The sequence below is a fragment of the Affinirhizobium helianthi genome, assembly GCF_042680945.1.
GTDB classification, from domain to species: domain Bacteria; phylum Pseudomonadota; class Alphaproteobacteria; order Rhizobiales; family Rhizobiaceae; genus Neorhizobium; species Neorhizobium helianthi.
Genome location: NZ_JBHUEQ010000007.1, coordinates 1 through 20,151, shown reverse-complemented (window position 1 = coordinate 20,151; position 20,151 = coordinate 1). Strand labels below are relative to the sequence as shown.

At 54.2% G+C, this 20,151-nt stretch carries 17 protein-coding genes, 1 pseudogene and 1 other annotated feature; of the genes and pseudogenes, 10 read left to right on the top strand and 8 right to left on the bottom strand.

Going from position 1 to position 20,151, the window contains the following annotated elements:
• Positions 1-217: 217 nt before the first annotated feature.
• The 3 genes from hxsB to hxsA are packed head-to-tail and all read left to right on the top strand — an operon-like array spanning position 218 to position 3,290.
• On the top strand, positions 218-1,627 hold the full coding sequence (gene hxsB, locus ACFSE1_RS06115) for a His-Xaa-Ser system radical SAM maturase HxsB (protein WP_377397933.1): 1,410 nt from the start codon (positions 218-220) through the stop codon (positions 1,625-1,627).
• Positions 1,624-2,706 carry a His-Xaa-Ser system radical SAM maturase HxsC gene (gene hxsC, locus ACFSE1_RS06110; protein ID WP_377397930.1) on the top strand — a complete coding sequence of 361 codons (1,083 nt, stop codon included), beginning with the start codon at positions 1,624-1,626 and terminating at the stop codon, positions 2,704-2,706. Before hxsB ends, hxsC begins: the two co-directional genes overlap by 4 nt.
• Entirely contained in the window at positions 2,616-3,290 is a 675-nt protein-coding gene (gene hxsA / locus ACFSE1_RS06105) for a His-Xaa-Ser repeat protein HxsA (protein ID WP_377397927.1), read from the top strand. The genes hxsC and hxsA overlap by 91 nt, the downstream gene beginning before the upstream one ends.
• Positions 3,291-3,427: 137 nt before the next feature.
• Here the strand turns inward: hxsA and ACFSE1_RS06100 are convergent, their stop codons facing one another.
• Positions 3,428-4,657 carry a hypothetical protein gene (locus ACFSE1_RS06100; RefSeq protein ID WP_377397924.1) on the bottom strand — a complete coding sequence of 410 codons (1,230 nt, stop codon included), beginning with the start codon at positions 4,655-4,657 and terminating at the stop codon, positions 3,428-3,430.
• Between the two features lie 42 nt (positions 4,658-4,699).
• Positions 4,700-5,473 (bottom strand): metallophosphoesterase family protein, encoded by a 774-nt coding sequence (locus tag ACFSE1_RS06095; RefSeq protein WP_377397921.1) that lies wholly within the window; start codon positions 5,471-5,473, stop codon positions 4,700-4,702.
• A 194-nt stretch (positions 5,474-5,667) separates the two neighbouring features.
• Between ACFSE1_RS06095 and ACFSE1_RS06090 the strand changes: the two genes are divergently transcribed.
• The 4 genes from ACFSE1_RS06090 to ACFSE1_RS06075 all read left to right on the top strand — a co-directional run bounded on the left by ACFSE1_RS06090 (position 5,668) and on the right by ACFSE1_RS06075 (position 10,290).
• On the top strand, positions 5,668-7,098 hold the full coding sequence (locus tag ACFSE1_RS06090) for a hypothetical protein (RefSeq protein ID WP_377397918.1): 1,431 nt from the start codon (positions 5,668-5,670) through the stop codon (positions 7,096-7,098).
• Positions 7,098-7,916 carry a hypothetical protein gene (locus ACFSE1_RS06085; RefSeq protein WP_377397915.1) on the top strand — a complete coding sequence of 273 codons (819 nt, stop codon included), beginning with the start codon at positions 7,098-7,100 and terminating at the stop codon, positions 7,914-7,916. Before ACFSE1_RS06090 ends, ACFSE1_RS06085 begins: the two co-directional genes overlap by 1 nt.
• On the top strand, positions 7,916-9,295 hold the full coding sequence (locus ACFSE1_RS06080; RefSeq protein WP_377397912.1) for a hypothetical protein: 1,380 nt from the start codon (positions 7,916-7,918) through the stop codon (positions 9,293-9,295). The genes ACFSE1_RS06085 and ACFSE1_RS06080 overlap by 1 nt, the downstream gene beginning before the upstream one ends.
• Before the next feature lie 68 nt (positions 9,296-9,363).
• Entirely contained in the window at positions 9,364-10,290 is a 927-nt protein-coding gene (locus tag ACFSE1_RS06075; RefSeq protein ID WP_377397909.1) for an OmpA family protein, read from the top strand.
• 1 nt (position 10,291) lies between these two features.
• Here ACFSE1_RS06075 and ACFSE1_RS06070 read toward each other — a convergent pair whose 3' ends face one another.
• Positions 10,292-10,975: a thermonuclease family protein gene (locus ACFSE1_RS06070; RefSeq protein WP_377397906.1), complete on the bottom strand. Its 684-nt coding sequence runs from the start codon at positions 10,973-10,975 to the stop codon at positions 10,292-10,294.
• Between the two features lie 722 nt (positions 10,976-11,697).
• Here ACFSE1_RS06070 and ACFSE1_RS06065 point away from each other — a divergent pair.
• A complete protein-coding gene (locus tag ACFSE1_RS06065) occupies positions 11,698-13,290 on the top strand; it encodes a reverse transcriptase domain-containing protein (RefSeq protein WP_377397903.1) in 1,593 nt (530 codons plus the stop codon).
• Between the two features lie 70 nt (positions 13,291-13,360).
• Here the strand turns inward: ACFSE1_RS06065 and ACFSE1_RS06060 are convergent.
• Positions 13,361-14,645 (bottom strand): annotated as a pseudogene (locus tag ACFSE1_RS06060) (IS3 family transposase).
• Positions 14,192-14,308 (bottom strand) — a sequence feature (AL1L pseudoknot). It overlaps the preceding pseudogene by 117 nt.
• Between ACFSE1_RS06060 and ACFSE1_RS06055 the strand changes: the two are divergent.
• A complete protein-coding gene (locus ACFSE1_RS06055; RefSeq protein ID WP_377397992.1) occupies positions 14,623-14,970 on the top strand; it encodes a hypothetical protein in 348 nt (115 codons plus the stop codon). The pseudogene ACFSE1_RS06060 and the gene ACFSE1_RS06055 overlap by 23 nt on opposite strands.
• Positions 14,971-14,978: 8 nt before the next feature.
• Here ACFSE1_RS06055 and ACFSE1_RS06050 read toward each other — a convergent pair whose 3' ends face one another.
• The 3 genes from ACFSE1_RS06050 to ACFSE1_RS06040 all read right to left on the bottom strand — a co-directional run bounded on the left by ACFSE1_RS06050 (position 14,979) and on the right by ACFSE1_RS06040 (position 17,867).
• On the bottom strand, positions 14,979-15,308 hold the full coding sequence (locus tag ACFSE1_RS06050) for a hypothetical protein (protein WP_377397900.1): 330 nt from the start codon (positions 15,306-15,308) through the stop codon (positions 14,979-14,981).
• A 127-nt stretch (positions 15,309-15,435) separates the two neighbouring features.
• Positions 15,436-17,607 (bottom strand): AAA family ATPase, encoded by a 2,172-nt coding sequence (locus tag ACFSE1_RS06045; protein ID WP_377397897.1) that lies wholly within the window; start codon positions 17,605-17,607, stop codon positions 15,436-15,438.
• A 29-nt stretch (positions 17,608-17,636) separates the two neighbouring features.
• On the bottom strand, positions 17,637-17,867 hold the full coding sequence (locus ACFSE1_RS06040) for a hypothetical protein (RefSeq protein ID WP_377397894.1): 231 nt from the start codon (positions 17,865-17,867) through the stop codon (positions 17,637-17,639).
• A gap of 24 nt (positions 17,868-17,891) precedes the next feature.
• On the opposite strand from ACFSE1_RS06040, the gene ACFSE1_RS06035 reads away from it, so the two are divergent.
• Positions 17,892-18,203 (top strand): hypothetical protein, encoded by a 312-nt coding sequence (locus ACFSE1_RS06035; protein WP_377397890.1) that lies wholly within the window; start codon positions 17,892-17,894, stop codon positions 18,201-18,203.
• A gap of 973 nt (positions 18,204-19,176) precedes the next feature.
• Here ACFSE1_RS06035 and ACFSE1_RS06030 read toward each other — a convergent pair.
• Positions 19,177-19,917 (bottom strand): hypothetical protein, encoded by a 741-nt coding sequence (locus ACFSE1_RS06030; protein ID WP_377397887.1) that lies wholly within the window; start codon positions 19,915-19,917, stop codon positions 19,177-19,179.
• Between the last annotated feature and the right edge of the window lie 234 nt (positions 19,918-20,151).

The window sequence follows — 20,151 nt, the reverse complement described above, 5'->3', positions numbered from 1 at the left end:
TCGAGCCGTATCTTGCTGCTGCTCTTGTGCGTTTCCGTTACCTTCGTCCAGACGCGGCGGTGGCGACCCATCAAGGCCATGTAGAGATCATCCTCAGGCAGCCCGATGAAGATACAGCGCAGGTGGCACAGGACTTTCAGTTCTGTCTCTACAGGGAAAGAATCTATCGGGAGACGTTGGAAATACGCCACACAATGATCAGGGGCTTGATGGGCCCATGAATGTTTTTCCCCTGAAATTCAGGAAGAACGCGGATGAAAGCCTGATATTCGCAGACGACGCAGGTGGCTTCTTCAAATCTGACGTTCATTTCCTGGAACGGTATGCTACCGGACGAATGGACGGTGCGGATATGGATTTCCTCGCTCGGAACGGTCACGCATTCGTTGAACCCGATGATCTCGCGTACACAAGCTTCGCATATCGATGGGCCCAACGGCTTTATCAGCCGAGTGGTCTTGATTACGTCATTCTGGTCCCGACCCTCCGTTGCAATCTGTCGTGCGGCTACTGCCAGGTCAGTCGTGTCAATGAAGGAACGCCAGGCTTCGATTGGACGGTTCATACTGAGAAGGCGGTGATTCAATTCTTAGATGGTTTGTCAACGGAATCTCTGAGAATCGAATTCCAGGGAGGAGAACCATTACTGGCACTAGACATCCTGAAACGGGTTCGGAATTTTTGCAGGGACCGCTTCGAAAAAAGTGAATTTGTGGTCTGCACCAACCTGCAGGACGTTAGCGAGGAAGCGTGGGAATTTCTGGCTGATAGCGATACTTTTATCAGTACGTCTCTCGATGCCAATCGCGAGACCCATCAACAGCAGAGAACCGGGACCAAGACGAAGAACGACGAGTTCTTTGCCAATTTGCGAAGAGCGATCAGGTCTTTCGGGAAAGAGAAAGTCTCGGCTTTGCCGACGCTTGACGTTCGTGCTCTGCCTTCTCCGGGATCGATAATCGACAGCTTCACGGAGCACGGATTGCATTCGATATATCTCCGACCGGTCAATTATCAGGGCTTTGCAAGGAAGCGCTTTCTCGCGAAATCGGCTGGGGCAGAGTGGAACGCATTTCATGCCAGATTCATCGATGCTCTAATCGAATATAATTGGGAGGCGATGAACCCGGTTGAAGAGTATTATCTCGTTCACTGCCTACGACGCGTTCTGCGATCCGGCCACCACGGCCATGCCGATCTGCGTAATCCAAACATTCTGGGCCGAAGCTATGTCGTCATAGACTATGATGGGAGCCTGTATCCGACGGACGAAGCAAGAATGGTAACACGGATCGGTCAACTCGATCTTTCCGTGGGGCACATCCTGACTGGAATTGAGGTCGACAAAATTGATGCACTGAACGCAGAGGCTTCGAATACATTTCACCCCGATTGTGTTCATTGTCCATATCAAGCCTACTGCGGCGTCGATCTGGTTGATGACCTTTCTCGCTACGGCAGGATTGATCTGCCGAAACACATGACGGATTTCTGTCAGCGCCATATCTACATGTTCGACAAGGTTTTTGAGTTGCTCTACAGCGATGACCCTAAGGTCCGAAAATCGCTGGCTTACTGGGTCGGCGCACCTGAATTCGATGCCGGAATAGCCAAGGTCCATCGATGATTGATCTGCGTATACCTGTAGACCCGCTGCCAATTTCTGAACCGCTGGTTCTCAGACTGCGGGGGAATCGAGCAGAATCTGAGCATGACGCCGTCTTGATCGAGACAGCTGACGATTACCGTGAGTATGAATATCAAGGCTTTTCGTTGACTGTCCGGGCTCCCGCTTCTGCTGACCTGGAAGGCGACGTGCTAATGCTGTTGCCTGGCAAACCGAGTGCACACCGCCTGATCCGCGCGAACTCTGCGCACAATACATTTCTGCTGACAGAACAATGTGACCAACTCTGTCTAATGTGCTCCCAGCCCCCGAAAAAGCATCATACCGATCTATTCGATCAATTTGCGATAGCCGCGAGTCTGGCACCTGCGAGGGCTTATCTTGGGCTTTCAGGAGGTGAACCCCTCCTTCATAAGTCCAGGTTATTCCAGTTCTTGTCTTTGATGGCTTCTGCCCGTCCGGATTTGCGGTTTCATGTGCTAACCAACGGCCAGCACTTTGAAGAAGAGGATGTCGAATGGCTCTCCGAGATTGGGCATGACCGCGTGCTTTGGGGAATTCCGCTATATGCACCGGAGCATTATCTGCATGATCAAATCGTGGGTAAGCAGGGCGCTTCCGAGAGGCTGGAGAAAAGCTTTTCGATATTGGCGCGGGCAGGGGCAGCCATTGAATTGCGCACCGTTGTCATGGCCCAGAACAATACGATGCTGCCTGCTCTTTCGGACCACGTTTATTTCAAGCTACCTTTCGTCCGGCACTGGGCGTTGATGCAGCTGGAAAACATCGGATATGGGCGCATGAACTGGGACAAGTGCTTCCTCGATACCTCCACCGATTTCCAACCCTTATCTGCAGCGCTGAACCGAGCGATTTCTAGAGGGATCGAAGTGAGTCTGTTCAATTTCCCGCTCTGCACACTGCCTGAGAGATTTCGATATCTCGCACCGTCCACAATCTCCGATTGGAAACGAAAATATCTACCTGAGTGCGACGGTTGCTCCTTGATGTCTACTTGTGGTGGTTTCTTCGAGTGGTATATTCCCGACAAAGGGTTCGCAAGGGTGGGGGCACCGTGAAGCGCAAGTTGTTTCTTATTCCGTCTTTTTTGGCAGCCGGCTTATTCCCGCATAGATCGGATGCTCTTCCGTTGCCTGGAATATCCGATACCAAGGATCAGACACCTACACTATTCGAACGGTTTCGGCTAAGTCACGTATATACCCTAGCGGGGCACCGGTCCCATTCGAGTCATCGGTCTCATTCGAGCCATAGATCAAGCTCGGGGGGAGGGTACGTGTATACTCCGCCAAGCCGGAGTACGACAGGTTCCTCGTCAACTGTACCTACAAACTCCGGGTCGAATTTTTACGGTAATCAACCAGGTAATTCGTATCCTGTGGCACCGGTTGCTCCGTCTGTTCCGCCTTCAGCCGCAACGCCTTTAAAAACCTTGCCTGGAAATTCCGACAGGTTCAAGCAGATCGTTATCCAGGTTCAAACCGCCTTGACTGTCTTTGGTTACTACTCTGGATTAATCGACGGAAAAATCGGGCCAGATTCCAAGGCAGCGATTTCTAAGATGCAGTCAGACTATAACCTGAAGGTAACTGGAACTATAACTCCTGACCTGCTGAATGCGTTAAGGATCGTGGCTAATTAGCCTTTCGCGGATTGGCTCCGCTAAACCCTGCGGTTAGTGACAGTTCCACGACGCGCAGCTAACCGGTTGGGAGCCGCGGCTACCGATCACTGGCCTGTGGTGCGAAGTCAGCAGATATGATCTCTGCGCCGCGGGCCTCAGTGGATGTAGCGCCGCAAACGTGTTCGGAGGGTCGCAGCTGTCAAAGGTTCATCGAAACCGATCTCGACGAGATGGACACCGTTCTCTCGGCATAAGCGCCGCTTGATCTCATCACGCTCCGTGGCCCGTTTAAGTGCCTCCTCTCCCCCAAACGCGCTGACAGGTCGATAGTGCTGCTCGCCCTGATGCTCCAAGGCTAGGTTCAGCGTTGGGATGAACACATCCAGTCTCTGCCGACCAAGCCATGATGGCGATGCCTCACGCATGACGACGTGGTCAGGGAAGAGCTTCTTGACTATGCCATGCATCTCCGCCTCCCTGACCCAGCGGCTAATCCCCAGCGTTTGCTGGACCTCGGCGCGGGCTGTTGCCTTGTCTGTGCCGTCGGACAACATTAGCTGGTTGACGTATGGAGCTACGAATTGCTGGATTGCGTCTCCATAGACAATTCCCGCCATCTCAGGCCCGGATCGGCGCGCAATGCATAGGTGGCAAACAGAGTCTTCGTAGCTGGCATCGGTCAGCAGGCTGACAACCTGATGCGGCCATGAGCCGGCCGAACATTGTCCGGTCATCCCGCGCGCCGTAGCCAGCATTTTGTCGTTCGCGGTCCGGGAACAGGAGCAGACGCGCCTTTTCCCCGTTACCATGTGGTCAAAAGATACGAACTCGAAGTCCGCTATACCGTGTTCGAAACCCTGCGAGCGCGGTCCCGGTCTCGGATTGGCGACATAGGGCTGTTCTAACGGCGGCAGTGATTCAACGGCGCTCAGGACTTCGGAGAACACCGATCTCGGAATGACAACATGATTGAGGCGAAGCACATGGTTGACCTGAGTTTTTAATCTCTTGGTGGTCAGCTGATAAGAATGGCTTTCCAGTCCGTAGTTTATCGGCTTCAGCTCTAATCCCGTCGCGACGACGTCGATGTTGTCCACGGCACTTTCCAGAGCTGAGGAAAATACCAGATCGACGTACCATGTCGCATATCCATCCCGTGCCAGATGGAAGAGTGTCGCGCAACGGTCGGCAAAATACATCGGGTGCAGTCGCACAGACGGAGGTTTGAGCAGCTGCACTGACTGTGAGTTGGAGAGGCTGCCAATGATCGTTTCCGTGAGGATTTGCTCCACTGCATCGACAGGACGGACACCTGGAATTGAGACCTTGGTAGCGAGATTACTCGAGAAGGTGTCGGGCAATTGGATTGCAAGCGTCGCAGTCATTGGCCATCGAGTTTTTGAGGCAAATACAAAGTCCGGTACAATCTACTCCACCTCGGGAGCGGAGCTATGCACGATACCCTCGATCCGCTCCCATTCAAAGAAGTCAGGATCGAAGCGACGCGGTTCAACGGAGAACCCCGTCCGCTCGTTGTGGGTGATTATGACATAGCTTCCGTCATTTATGTATCGCCAGTTCTTCGGGCCCGCGCGCTGGCCTTTCTTTGCAACCATCACCTTCTTGTCGAGGGCGCTGACGTTGATGAACCGCTGGCCGCGATATGTGACATCCTCGAATTTGTGGATTTGACCGAACAGAAAGAGCGGGACACTTGGGAGGTGCCCTTGGGTCTTCGTCAGTCTATAGTGGCTCATCACAATGGTCCGTTCTGGATTGCCCGCTGCTACGATCGCCGATAGCTTTGCGCGCTGTTGCTGGAAGTACAGGCTGTGATCTGCCTCGATGGCCGCACTGTCGCTTGCGGAGCTGTTTTGACGCCTAGCTTCCCATTCCAGGTCGATGCCATCCACCGTCTCCCCGACGACACTAAGGCCGTTAAGATCGAAAGGCGACAGGTGAACATGATGGCACCGTTCACCGAAGTCCTGGCGATATTCGAGGCGATTGTCCCAGTTGCCGTACACATAGAGGACCGGGCAATCGAAAGTTCGCAGTACTTCGAAAACTTCGTCGGCGTTCTGGCTTTCAATGTCACCCGCCACGATCACCGCGTCGAAGTCGTTCGTTTCCAACGAACCAAGTTTGCGGACGGCTTTGACGTTGTTGTGGATGTCGGAACAAGCGAGGAGTTTTACCATTTCGAGCTATCTCTGGATCAATTGTCCGCACCAACGCTACTGACCACTGAATTGGCGGCGGGCAGGGCCCCATAAAAGTTGTGGCTTAGCAGGGGGCGTTGTAACCTCCCTCGACAATGCAATGTAGACGCGAGACATTGTGTCGGCTACGTCTTTCAACGCTCTTCATGTAGTTAAGAAATTGAAATTGAAAAATGGCCGCACGCTTTGACGCCTTGAACCGCCTATGGGGTAAAGTTCGAGAAACCAACCACGATTTTCGCGCCTCCACTGATGTCTTCCCGATGCTTGATACGGAGAAACTCGGACGCACGCTTGAGCTCACAGAGCTGGGTAGCGCGGCCGGGACGGCCAACAAGCCGCCTAAGTCGGCGCGCGCTCTCGACGAAGTCGAGCAGCGCATCGTCTCCAGGATAGAAGAGGAAAAGAAAGCTTCATATCAGGTTCTCGAAGACCAGTTTAAGCACTTTGAGGACAGGTTGAACAATCTCGACTTCGAGGGTCAGTTCGGGCTCATCCGCCAAGCAAACTACACCAGTCTGTCAGACTTTAAGGCTGAGGTTGCGATTGGCCAGAACCAGTTGCATGGTTTGCGACGCGACCTTCAAGAAGTCGAACAGGAGCTGGACCACTTCAAGGATAAGCATGGCCTGCGTCGAGCGGCTAAGGTCAGTACCGCTGGATGGATGTTCTTCAAGGTCGCCTTCCTTGTTTTCCTCCTTTTATTGGAAACGGGCCTCAATGGTTCGTTTCTCGCCGAAGGGAGCGCACTCGGCATCCTTGGAGGTGTGACACAGGCGTTCACGCTTGCGGCACTCAATATTGGTTGCGCACTCCTTCTCTCAATCTTTGCCGTACGGCTCGTTATCCACCGATCCATTTTTCTCAAGCTCTTGGGGCTTCTGGGGCTGGGGGCTTACGTGTGCATCGCGCTGGGGATCAACGTTGCGCTGGCGCACTATCGCGAAGTCTCTGCCATTGCCTTCGGTGACGCCGGGAGGCAGGTCATGGATAGGCTGTGGACCGCGCCACTTGACCTGGCCGACCTGAACTCCTGGGTCCTCTTCGGGTTAGGACTACTTTTCTCGATCTTGGCATTCATTGACGGCTGCTTGATGTTCGACCCCTATCCGGGTTTTGGGAACGTGCAGAACCGCGTGAACAAGGCCAGGGGCTGGTACAGCACCGAGGTCGAAGCCCTGATCGAAAATCTCAAGGAAATCCGAGACGACCATAACGAAAAGGTCGAGCTGATCATACGTGATCTGAGCCAGCGTCGTCAGGAATCTCAGGCCATCATCCAACATAGAACCCGTGTGACGGGCCTTTTTAAAGAACACCAGAACCAATTGGAGCGCTCCGCGAATACCCTGCTGTCGCTCTACAGAGAGGCGAACCGAAAGGCTCGTACAGAACCCGAACCCAAGTACTTCGCGACGCCGTTCAAGATGGAGCGGATTAGCCCGACGTTACACAGTGCAGAGGAATGGAACGATCGCGAACTGGCTGAGCGTATCAGGACTGCGCAAGACGAGTTGTCCGATCAGATGAAGAAGATCGGCGAAGAGTTTGAGGACGCGGTGAGCCGCTATCGCCAACTCGATGCACTGTTCCCAGGTGCATAATGGCAAGGCGCAGAGGCAAAAAATCCAACAATGCGGCCGCTCCTGTGATCGCGGGTGTCGTCGTCTCGATACTGTCTGCCGGTCTGATTGGGGGCTACTTCTATCTAAGGAGCGTAGCTGGTAGCGCTGTAGCGCTCGATGAGGACTCTCTGTGCCCCGTCGATGGTCCGAAATCCGTGACCGCGTTTCTTCTCGACGTCACCGATCCTATCGCTGACGTAACCGCGCTCGATCTTAGAAATGAGTTCCAGGCTCTTGTCGCCTCCGTCCCACAAGGCGGCCTTATAGAGGTTTACGCTCTCACCGATCAGGAAGGACAACTTGAGCGAACTTTTTCGGGCTGCAATCCCGGCGACGGGGCTTCGGTTGACCAATGGACCAGCAACCCTCGGCTCGCGCAGTCTCGCTGGGAGAGTGGTTTCGAGAAACCCTTGAGGGACGTGTCCGACCGTCTGAGGGAAGGCGTATCAGGTCAGCAGTCGCCTATAATGGCTGCGGTCCAACGCATTAACGTTGAGGCCTTTGGCATCCCATCGCACCAATCGGTGCCGAGGACCCTTGTGATAGCGTCTGACATGGTCGAGCACACAAACGCTTTTTCGATGTACCGGAACGGTGCCGATTACTCGAAATTCGAGGAAAGCGACGCACGACAGAGGTTTAGAAGCCCGCTCTCTGGCACGATGGTTCGCATTTTGCAGTTTCAGCGACCAGAGATGAAGTTCTCCGACGAGGAACTAGCTGAGTTCTGGGATCAGTGGGTGCTGGCCAATAATGGCCACCTGACCAGTTTCAAGCGTATGCAGGGAGTTATGTGATGGCCAAGGCAAGCGGCGCGAGCCTGTTTCTTAGGCAACACGGTCCTATGGTCCTATTCGGTTTCCTCACCATGTTGGGTGTGTCGTTCATCTGGACCGCCAAGCTGTGGGATTTGAACACGGCCTTCGTTACGGCCGCTCCGATCGGAATCATGTTCTCCTACCTGATGTTGTCCCTGGTTGCAGGCAGCATGCGAGTGCACAACGAGCAAGCTGGCGACAATCTCTACTACATGGGGTTTTTGTTTACGCTCTCCAGCCTTGGGGTGTCGCTCTATCGTTTCGTCGGTGACGCATCGATCGACGAGATCGTGCGAAACTTCGGCATCGCGGTAACATCGACTATCTGCGGGATCGCGTTCCGCATCCTGTTTAACCAGATGCGCCGCGACCCAATCGATATCGAACGCAGTGTCCGCCATGAACTTGCGGAGATGACACGCCGCGTACGAACGGAACTGGATTCGTCCGCGAGGGAGTTTTCGAGCTATCGCAGAACGAGCAGCCAAATGTTGCTCGAAGGCTTCGAGGAAATTGCGGAGCAGGCGGAAAAGACCGGCGAGGCAGTTCAGAAGGCAATCGAGACCCTATCCAGGGAATCCCTGAAACCGATTCAGGACGCGGCGGCAAAACTGGCCGTCATCTCCGAGGAAAACCTGAAGCTGGTTGAACAACGATCGGCAAAGGCCACTGAGCTAGCTAATGCCGCCTCCGAGAGATTGAACGAAGCAACCGACAGGATCGCGACCATCGTCGGTGGTTTGGGTTCAACGTTGGAGGCTTTGACGACCAACCTGAACCAGATGAAGACACCCGACGAAGTCCTAAGGGTCGAAGTAAAGCCAATCCTCGACGCTGTTTCGAAGGTGACCGAGCTCCAGAAGCTACAGTCCGACGACATGGCCAATCGGACCGAGGCGCAAATTTCTAGCTTCCTTGAAGCGGTCAAGCCCGTCACGACCATCCCGGGACAAATTGAAGCTTCGCTTCAACCCGTGGCTGACCTTTCTAAAGCCCTACGGGAAAGTCTTGCCGCCTTGGCGGAAATGCCACGTCAAATGACTTCACTCGCAAAGAGTTTTTCGGCGACTTCCGCTTCCATCAGGGAACTGGTGGCCAGTCATCCGCCGGACGATAGTTCCTCGCATCAATCAATAAGGATGAGAATTGGGTCCCCAGATAACGAAACACCTGAGCTCACCGCGCCGAAAGAGCGATCCCCTCAACTTGAGGCGATCTTTGACGGGATTGGAGGAGATGCCAGTATCATATCTAGGTCGGCCGACCAGCCGAACGTCGTTGGACCGGTGGCTGTAGATATACCTCCAGGTGATGACGACGATGGGAAGCCAAAGAGAGGCTGGTTCAGAAAGTGGTAAGTCCAGCAGAACCCGCCAGAAAGCTTGAACACAAGGGATATAATCGGGGATTGATCCTTGGCCTGACGATGGCTGAGTCAATGCTTCTGCTCGTGTTTTGCCTCCTTCTAGTAGCTGGAGCGATCATCAAGACTGAGCGGCAGAAAGCGTCTGATGCGAACGTCGCACGCAGGGATGCTGAGTTAACGGTTGAACAGCTCACCAAAGAGGTTCGCATCAAGGCCGAAGAAGCCCAAAATTCCTCCGAGCGCCTTGCCGAGTTGGAGCAACGAATGCGGCTGGTAACGGCCTCAGGCCAGGAACGCGAAGCGCTGGAAAAGGAATGGCGTGAACTCGTGAAGGCGAGGGACACGCTCAAGCGGTTCGAGGCACAGGGCCTCACACCGGAAGCAATCGCTGATGCGAGAGAAATCCTTGATCGGGTCCGCGAGGTTGGCATCCAGACAACCGATGCTCAGGCTTTAGAGGATCGGCTTCGTGAGCTTATCCGCGCAGAGAAGGAACAGGCTAATTCTCAGCCGCACGAGTGGCCCCCGATCATCAACCTCAGCGAGGCAGGAGGCTACTTCTTCAAGAGCGGCAGCGCCGAACTTGACGAGCAGTTCACCGCAAAGCTACAGGGGCCAATTGCGGCAGATATTGCGCAGAACCTGGAGCGCTACGACGTCGATATCATCGAGGTGATCGGCCACACAGACGAACAGCCGATCTCTCGCACTGGTTCAAATCTGGACAAGATGATAATCGAAGTCGTCGACGGCGAGAGATCGATTACCTCAATTGTGCCCGCGGACAATGCGGGTCTCGGTATGACCAGAGCGCTAGCCGTGGTGAACGTTCTTCGAGCCGATCCGCGGCTCAGCAAAGCTACAATTCTTCCAATGTCAGGTGCGCAACTCGTGCTGCCTGGTGATAAATTGACCGTCGGGCAGGCTGGTGACGTGGAAGCGCGACGGCGGATCGAAATCAGGATACGCCGCCGAAATGAAGGTTAGGCTACCGCCCCCAGCGAGGGGCGCGCCAACCCGCAGCCACGGCTTCCGCCTCGGAGCAGAACCAGCGCTCGCCCTTCTCCACGCTGATTTTGGTTTTCGTATACCAAGGCGACCAGGGCGCATGGTAGATTTGGCCTCCCTCCGATATGTTTCCCTTGATCGGGCAACCGTGGGGGGTCTCCTGTTCAGCGAAAGCCCACTTTTCGGCGCGGAAATCCCATGGGGTGATGGTTTCAGCCTGCCAAACTCCCAGAGCGTCTCTATGGGCGGTATCCTCGATCTCTGCGTAGTCCATGGAATACTTCCGAAACGCCCACGCCAAACCCATTGATACAAGTTTGGCGTTGATGTCTTCTGAACCGATCGTGCAAACTCCGATCGTTCTACCATAGCCATCCGCGCCACGGTCATCACAGGTGACGTTGTCGTCGGAGACGAGAGTCTCAAGAGCTTCGATCGCCTGTTTTCCGCATGGCCAGGTCTTGCCATTCGGACGCCTGCAGGTCTGTCCGGCCTCTGGTGCATCGATGCCGTGCAGCCGGATGGTCTTACCGTCTATGTCCAGAGTATCTCCGTCGATTACCCTGACACTAGCGGCCTGCGAAACAGAGACCGTGCCGACTTGCACGAGGGTTACCGAGATCAATAGTGCCGCCGATAAGCGTAGAGGTTTTTGTAGATGCATAAAATACGATCCGTGAAGGACGCAGGCGCTTGAATTTGCCGACGTCAAAAGGTGATGAGAAGCCTCTTGCAGGAGAGGACGGGTTTCACTCGGTCGATTAGAATGTGCACAGGTTAAACCGACACTGAAAGCCTTCTGGCGGAGACGCCTCGGGCGTTAGGACCATTGGTAGAAAAAGATACCTGACTGAAGAAGAGGGTCAAATTAATTAGATAAAATTTGACTGTCAGCGTTAGCTGTTGCTTCAGGGAGTGGCTCGTATGCTTCAGCTGCTGGCAAGTCCCGGACATCTATGGTCAACGGACGAACCTTGGTGGCCGACATGCCGATTCGCCTGCTCCAACGAGTGTCGCCCGCTCAACTCCCGAGCCCGAACCAGACATGGACGGGTAGGATTAATTCCGGCAATGCCGCTAGCAGCTTTGCGTTGACGGGCGTCAGGCTCCTGACTCGAGCCACTCCTGCAATGATATCTTCAGCAACCCTTTCAAGAGCCGCCATCATAATGATTACGGCTCTACTTACGATCGAAAAGCCTGTTGAAACTTTTTATCGATTGGTTGCGGCTCTATTCGTTCATGTCTCGTCTTGTTATTGATTCCGTTACGAGGTCTCCCCTCGCATACGCGCTGTAGTAACTGCGGCGTAAGAGCGAATGTATCTACAATATCGTGCGCGCCACTTCTTCCGGGATGCACATGGCGTGATTGGAGGGAGACCTCGTGCCACATCCACTACTCGCTTTCGGCGGCGTCAGCTTCCGTGTCCGTATACCTACAGAGATGGTCGACCTGCCGACCTTTCTTGGCCACCTTTGTCTCTCGGAGGCCGAGTTACGCAAGATTTGGTGGTTCCGGGGTCGGATGTACACGAATTTCTCAATTCCTTCGAAATCCGGTAAAGCCAGAAAAATCAGCGCACCGGATCGCCGCTTGAAAATGTTGCAGCGGACGATCGCACCGCTTCTCGATCAAGTCTATTCTCCGCGAAATCCGGTCCATGGGTTTGTGCCAGATCGATCCGTAAAGACTAACGCGACCGCGCACCTGAGAAGCAAGTTCGTCGTGAATTTGGACGTTGAACGTTTCTTTCCGTCGATATCGGAGAACCGCGTTGCCGGCCTTCTCAGGGCCGTCGGTGTTGACAAAGACGTCGCTGCTGTCGTTGCACGCATTTGCACAAACCAAGGCGTCTTGCCGCAAGGGGCTCCGACCAGCCCAGTCTTATCGAACATGGTTTGTTTCAAGCTCGATAAGGAACTCCAGGCGATCGCCAAAGCGACACGGTGCATCTACACGCGGTACGCTGACGACATCACGTTCTCGAGTTATCAGCCACCTGGAGGATTGTTTGCTGAAGGTATTCCACCCACGGGCAATTTTCCCCTGGAAGTGCTCTCGCCGCGGCTGATCGAGGCGTTTACGAATAACGGTTTTAAGCTGAATCCGACCAAGTCGCACTACGGTGACAAGCACAGCCGCCGGATTGTGACGGGGCTCAAAATCAATTCGGGTTTGAATGTTGATAGGTGTTTTGTCCGAAACATCCGGGCCACAATGTACTCCATCGAGACACTCGGTATAGCCTTGGCTCAAAAGAAATTCGAAGTGGAACACGGGGGAACGTGTGACCTTGGCCACCATCTGAAAGGCAATATTTCATGGCTTGCCAGTGTGAAGGGACAGGCTGACCCAATCTTCCGTGCAATCGCCGCCCGCTATAACGCCTCGTTTCCCACTCAGCCGATCAAGGTTTCACCGACTAAGGCACAATTCCGGAGTCGAGCGGTATGGGTAATCGAACACTTCGAGGGTAAGTTCGCGCAGGGTAGCGCGTTCTTTTTAAAGGATGTTGGCCTGGTTACAGCTGCGCATTGTATTGAGGAGGCGGTCGGGCACGAGATCGATGTATATCATCCCTCAAAGCCGTCCAACGTCTTCAAGGCGAGGGTTCGAAAACACCATACCATCCGCGACCTCGCTATCTTGGACCACGATGTTCCTAGTCATGAGTTCTTCGAACTCGAAATGGCGACAAAAGCGCCTGCGCTAGGAGATGCCGTGGCGGCCGCCGGTTACCCTCACTACGGCCCGGGAGACAGCTTGAATGTTCGTTCCGGCCATATCAGTAGCTTCTCGGTAAAAAGTGCGGTTCCGCTAATCGAAGTTACGCAAAAGCTGACCCAGGGAATGTCGGGAGGACCGATACTTGACGTCGACGAGCGGGTAGTTGGTGTCATCCACAAAGGCGGCCCAGAAGAGGGGCGGGATTTCGCGGTCCATATCGACGCCTTATTGGTGTGGCTTAAAGAGTGACGTCATTTAACGATCAATCCTACACCGGACGTGAACCGCCCCGGCTTTGCCGGAGACCGTTTGGTTTAAGTTATGCGGCCATGGCTGGCGCGTCCAGCATGGCATAGTATCGTTCTTCTGCCTCGGCGGGCGGGATATTCCCGATGGGCTCAAGCAGGCGGCGGTTGTTGAACCAGTCGACCCATTCGAGCGTGGCGAACTCCACGGCTTCGAAGTTTCGCCACGGTCCTCGCCGATGGATGACCTCGGCTTTGTAAAGACCGTTGATCGTTTCAGCGAGAGCGTTGTCGTAGGAATCGCCAACACTTCCGACCGACGGCTCGATGCCCGCTTCTGCCAGCCGTTCGGAATAGCGAATAGACACGTATTGCGATCCGCGGTCGGAATGATGAACCAGTCCGCCACGTTTGACGGGCCGCCGATCATGAAGTGCCTGGTCGAGAGCATCGAGCACAAAGCCCGCATGAGCAGTCCGGCTTGCCCGCCAGCCGACGATGCGGCGGGCGAAGGCGTCGATGACGAAGGCCACGTAGACGAAGCCCTGCCAGGTCGCGACATAGGTGAAATCGGATAACCACAGCATATTCGGCGCTGGAGCCTTGAAGTGTCGGTTGACACGGTCGAGCGGACACGGGGCAGACTTGTCCGACACGGTGGTTTTGACTGGCTTGCCGCGAATGATGCCTTGAAGACCCATCTTTCTCATGAGCCTTGCGACAGTGCAGCGTGCGACGTCGAAGCCTTCTCGCTGCAACTGACGACAGACTTTCCGCACGCCATATACCTGGAAGTTCTCGTTGAACACCCGGCGTATCTCGACCTTCATGGCCATGTCGCGCCGGGCGCGGGCCGACAGGCGACCCACATCCGTGCGCTTGGCAATAACTTCATAATAGGTGGACGGGGCAATCGGCAGCAATCTGCAGATCGGCTCGACCCCGAGCACCGAGCGGTGTTCGTCGATGAAGGAAATCATCGCTTCAGTGGGCGGTCGAGCTCCGCCTGGGCAAAATATGCCGAGGCTTTGCGTAGAATCTCATTCGCCTGACGAAGCTCCCGGTTCTCCCGTTCCAGAGCCTTCGTTCGTTACTGCAATCGATTCGCCGGATCGATTGCTCCCTTCGGGACCGCTCCTCACTCTCGGCCACATCGCTCGGCATACCGGCACGCTTGCCGCTATCGACCTCGGCCTTCTTCACCCATTCATGAAGGGTATGCGCCGAGCAACCGATCTTGGCTGCTATCGAAGAAACCGCAGCCCAGCGGGACGGATGCTCGGCCTCGTGTTCTGCCACCATTCGAACGGCGCGGGCACGGACTTCAGGAGAAAATTTGTTCGTCGTTTTGCTTGTCATAGACCCTACTTCTTATGAGTTGGGGTCTCCGGCAAAGCCGGGGCGGTTCATAGTAGAGCGGCTTGGAGATCATGGGTACGACGAGATTTGCCGACTACTCGCCGCAGAGGAGTCGGAGGAGTGGGCGCGCCAGTTTCGCGACGCTGTAGACCGGGAGATCGAAGAAGGCAGGAAGGTTCAGCTGCAAGTCGAAGAGATCGAAGAGACGAATACACTGCGATTACTGAGGATTAATGCGATCTATGAGTATCGGTCTGTTAGAGAGTTTCTGACAGGCGTTGAACTTTCGAACTCTTGCAATACCGTCAGTGTACCAAAGTTCTAAAATGCTCACTACATCGCTGCCAAACGCTTTGCGTTGGCGATTTGCGATGCGAATTTTTTCCGTACCCAAGGCAGCGCTCGAAAGAGTTCCATCATTTCCTGATGGCCTAGATTGAGCGCCGCTCCTGGTCCATGTATTTTTTCCATCTCGACCCATGTTGCGAGCTGCGCACGTATGCCGTCACATACCTTTTCCTGCTCGGGTGAAAGATTTCTTGACAGCCATTCGGCTTTTTCCCGAAACAGGTAGGAGATGAAGGTCGCGTTCCCAGATTCTCGAAAATTTACGAGCATTTCAAATGGCGTCGGTGCACAATTTGAAAAGGTGAACTGGCTCATAGCTGCTCTCCAAAGACTGCAAGTTGTCGTTCAAGGATCACGTCAAACTAGCGCCGGCGCAAAGACGGAAGTGCTGGACCGAAAGCGGTTGGCATAAAGCCAATCGGAGAGCCTCGCCCGCAGCGCTTTAGCGCGGGCGAATCATCATGTCGTAGTGACCGCTATGACCGCTTCTATCGAACACCTCCTTGAATACGCGCAAATACCGCGAAGCTGTCTGGTCATCGCAGACGAGGTAGAGGTCATCATGGGCGCTATGGGAACCATCGTTGATCCAAGAAAACAGCGAGTTGCAAACCTGCTGATCTTCCCCGTCGAAGAGTTGGACGATCTCGTCCTTATTCACGTTCCCGAGAATATGGAAGTAGTTCTCGATAATACGTCGTAGGGTGTTCTGGATCGTCAGGTTTGAACGGTTCTCGTCCCGGACATCCTGCCAAAGCAGTTCGTACGTGGTCTTCACGGGATTTGTGGTGTGTCCCACCAGTTCCGAATGCCCCATACCCTTTCGAACGACCCAGAAGGTTTCGAAGCTCCGACGCTCGCCAGACCGGCTTGGATCGAACGTCACCTCCTTATGGAAATAGATGTTATGGGTGAGAACAAAGACCTGCTTTACCGCACTCGTTGGATTGCATGCCTGGTTGATGATCTTTCGGATGAGATTGCTGACAATGAACAGCACATCGCTATCAAGGCTTGATACGGGGTCATCGAAAACGACGACGCGGCTCGAAGTCGTGCCGGACTCCGACATGCTTCCGCTGATGCGATGATAGAAATAAAGGAAGGTGACGAATGTCTTTTCGCCTTCGCTGAGGGTATCGCCTGCATCCGTGCCATCGTTTCGGACGATCCTGTAGGAAAGCTCCTCGCCATCAACGGTGGCCAGCTTGAAATTTCTGAACCCGAACGACGCGAGCAACTGGTTTATGGCGGAAACGGTTGGCTCGACGCTGGTGACGGTTTTCTCAAGTTCACGCAGGTCCGCCAACTTTTGATCTCGCTCGTCAGTCTTCGCTTGAATTCCTCGAGCCAGGCCACCCTGAGCGGCGACTAGATTGTTTCGCTGTGTCTTGTAGGTAGATAGCGGTATCGAATACTCGTCCGCGATATGCCTCCAGACGTCATTCACCAGGGAAGCGCGTTCGGCCGCCAGGTTGTCCACGAGATCGTTGTGTTTTTGGATGTCATCATTAGCGATCTTTATGACGTCATTGATTTCCGTCAGCAGGCCTTCAAGCCGCTCGAGCTCGACAGAAGAACTCAGCTCCCGCTTCTTGCGATCGAGATGCTGTAAATTCAGGGAAATGTTGGACTTCAACGTATCGTGGAGCCGCGTAAGCGTAGGGATATCTAGGTGTTCGGAGCCGGTCGAAATCATGGCCTCGAGTCCGCTGAGGATAAACGAGGCTTGCCGCTCGTATCGCTGGGCTAGGGTGGCGATCGCGTCCACGTCCGCCTGATACTGTTCATCGAAGTACTCGTTGATCTTGTCGCGAAGTCCGTGGTCGGTGTCTTGCTGGCAGAATGGGCAGCGGTCGTCATGGAAGTATTTGAGACCTTCCTTCACCCAGTCGCTGTTGCGTAGTTTTTTGATCAAGGGACCGATATCGACGTCCTCCTTCCCCACGATCCTTTTTCGGAGGAGCGGTGAGGTCTCGGTCTCAATCAGGTCGCCGCGGTCTGGATAGCGAAGGGGCTGCACGCGCTCCTTGACGGGACCGAAGACGGTCGCGGCCCTCTCAGACAATTCTGCGATGTCCTTGAGCCCAGACTGATTCTCGGCGTCTTCCTTTATCAGGCGCTCTGCGAACCTTTCCTTAGAATTCAGGACGCCCTGAAACGCTTCTTTGAATTGATCCTCATGTTTGAGCTTGGCCTTCCAGCTCTCCTCGCGGAAAGCAGCATTCAATTCTCCGAGCTCCCTAGTCTTGATTTCTAGAGTGCCTTCTTTGCCCGTTATGTGTTCGCCAAGGTCAGCAACTTCCCGCCGACCTTTCTCAATGTTTGCGAGAGTTTCGGCATCCTGCTGTCCGAGCGTGAAAATACCCCGCATCCTCGAAGTGAAGTTCAAGGCTACGAAGTCTCGATTATACACAAGGCATTCCAGCGGGACGTTTTGCGCCCATCGGACGGCGCAGGTGTGATACTCCGCTGGAGACGCGATGATCCGGGATATCGTAGTCTTGCCAGAGCCATTGGCCCCGTAGACGTAGTTTATAGAACGAAGTGCGGTGAGACTTTGCTGAGGACCGAGATAGCTCGCCACACCGTCAATATCGATCTGCTCCAGCATTACTCGCTCTCCAGCCTGGCAGAACTCTATCACCGCGTGTAGTCGGCGCAATCTACTTCAGCCGCTATCCAGCAGAATATTGGATCGTCCACGAGGGGAGGGTGAAGAAAGGCCGCCATGTTGAGGAGCAAGGTTCCCGCATCCGTCAGATAGTAAACTGAGGCCCAGAAATGCGCTTCCGCCAAAGGTTGTAGGAGTGGTGCGTAGGTCTCGTCGAAAGCAAGGAGAGCCGTTGGGTACTGGCCAAGCTCGTCCTTCATTGCATTCCACGTCCAGTAACCGACGTGAATGCGCCGTCCCTTTTCGTACTCGCGTATCTGGACGGAAAGGTTCTGAAGCGCGCGATCACGGTCCGCAGTCGTGACAATGTGGAATTCCGTAAGCGGAGGATCGATTTCGAGCGCACTATCAAAGTCGGCTTCGAACTCTTCTGCTGTCAGCTTTGCCGTCCCAGTCTTCAGCTTGCACTGGATTCCAACTCGATTTCGGGGGGGGGCTCCATTGCGAATGCCGATGATGTCTATGCCATCCTGCCCCGTCCCATGGCGTCCATATCTTTGGATATGACGGTCACCGAGCTTCTCGCCCCACAGTAATTTGCACAGACGTTCAAAATCCTAATGGTTCTCGGGCTTTGGCACCTGCGTGCGTGAAATCGTCATAGCTTCCTTCGGTCGGGCACCCAAACCGTGATCGGAGCCTAAAGAAAACATTGTGCCCGATCAAGTCCCCCACTACCAACAGGAGTTCTTCGTCTGTTCACGATCTCCACAGGATAGTGGAAGGGATATGTATATCGACCTTATGGGCGTAGATGGACGTACATTTTTCTAATTAATCATTATTGTCACATTCATGGCGGTAGAGTTGCGATAACCGGGACCGAAGTAGACCCATCGCCGGCCGGTAATCGTTAAGAATTGCGGCGATCTCTGTCGGAAAAAAAGCTGCGACGGTCGGTCAGTATGAGAGGAAACCGCCGCTTGACCTTTAGGTTTTAGAAACACCGATCCGCTACTGAGATCGTTGTTTCCGACGAACGTAGCGAGACTTAGAAATTGATAAATGAAAACAATCTTGCCGCCGCGCATGAGGTGGGACATCAACTCATTGGGAAGGCTCGCGGCCTCGCTATTACCGGCGTTAGCATTCGACACGGTGAAGAACTGAATCCTTTCGCGTCTTACGACCCTACCCAACCAACGCCTCCAGACGATCAGATGGCCGAAATTCTTTTGGCCGGATGGGCGGGAGAAGCATACATCCTCTCGCACCCGAGAGACTGCCATACGTTCGATGAGCGCTTGTTTCAGGCTAAAATCCGCGAGGGGAGAACTGGGACCGGATGGCCGTGGGGGCTCTTAATCGGAGGAGATAATGATTGCGGGCGAATTGCACGATTGCGTGGTAATCGAATTCGTGCGCTGTTTCCCAAGACTGTCCTGACAATGATCGCCAGAGAAATACACGATCGTAGAGAAACCTTCTTCGAAATCGTAGACCGACTGGTAGAACACAAACGGCTATCAGGCGAAGTCGTAAATGCGTTGGCTAATGGTGAAAACTGGTCTAACGAACTATGTAAGAGGAATAATTCGGCAACCTATGAATCTGATCTAGTTTATTTCTATCCAAAAGACGAATGATCTGTTCAGCTTGGCAAGCCGAGTTCCCCGGAAAGAGCATGACTCCTGCCAAGGAACCATTTGTAAATTCGAGCTCGACAGCAATTTGATCTGAATCGTGTTCCATACGAGGGGCGCGCAGATCGTCATAATTGTAGACACTGATAGAAGGGAGGGAACCTTCCTCTCGCGGGTTGTGAACGACGTATAGTCCAGTCTGGCCAAACCCCCATAAGCTATATCCGCTGTTAGTGAGGATGCCTCGAGCGCCTCGTGCATAGCCGCGAACGAGCAGCTCGCGAACGCGCTTGGCGCTATCGACAACGTACTGCGCGCTTATGAACCCTGCAGCCGCCGTCGGGAGGCAAAACACTGCCAAAATGATCGTCATCAATGGAGCGCGAAAATATATGGAGCCGAGAACGGCCCCCAGTAGAAGAAGAGACACGATTGCGAGGCCAGCGCCCCAAAATAGAACGTCCGCTTTGAGTGCCGTTTTCTCATGACGCCACGCAGTCAGTTCCCCCTCGCAGAGCAATACGGCGGCTTCGCGATCTGGCGCTATCACTGCCTGTAAAACATCGTTACGCGCCGAGACGAGCGTTTCCAGCGCCGAAACAGCCTCAGACCTAGCGTGATCCCATGCATCAAGGAGAGCGGTTTTGGAAAAACTATATACCTTCATTTACGTCCACCTGTTCTGGTTCGATCGAACTTCTCATCATATGGTCATCGCAATTGACTCATGGCGCAAGCCACCTGCCACAGACCCAACAAGGCGCAAGTGCGCCTCAGATGCTGACGCAAATGCTTGCCCGGTTCATGGCATGCCCCTCCGGAGCTAACCTGAAAGGTAATCCTCCCGGCAATTAACGGGCTTCAAAAGTAGAATTTTCTCGGGCTTTATGATCGAGGAGAT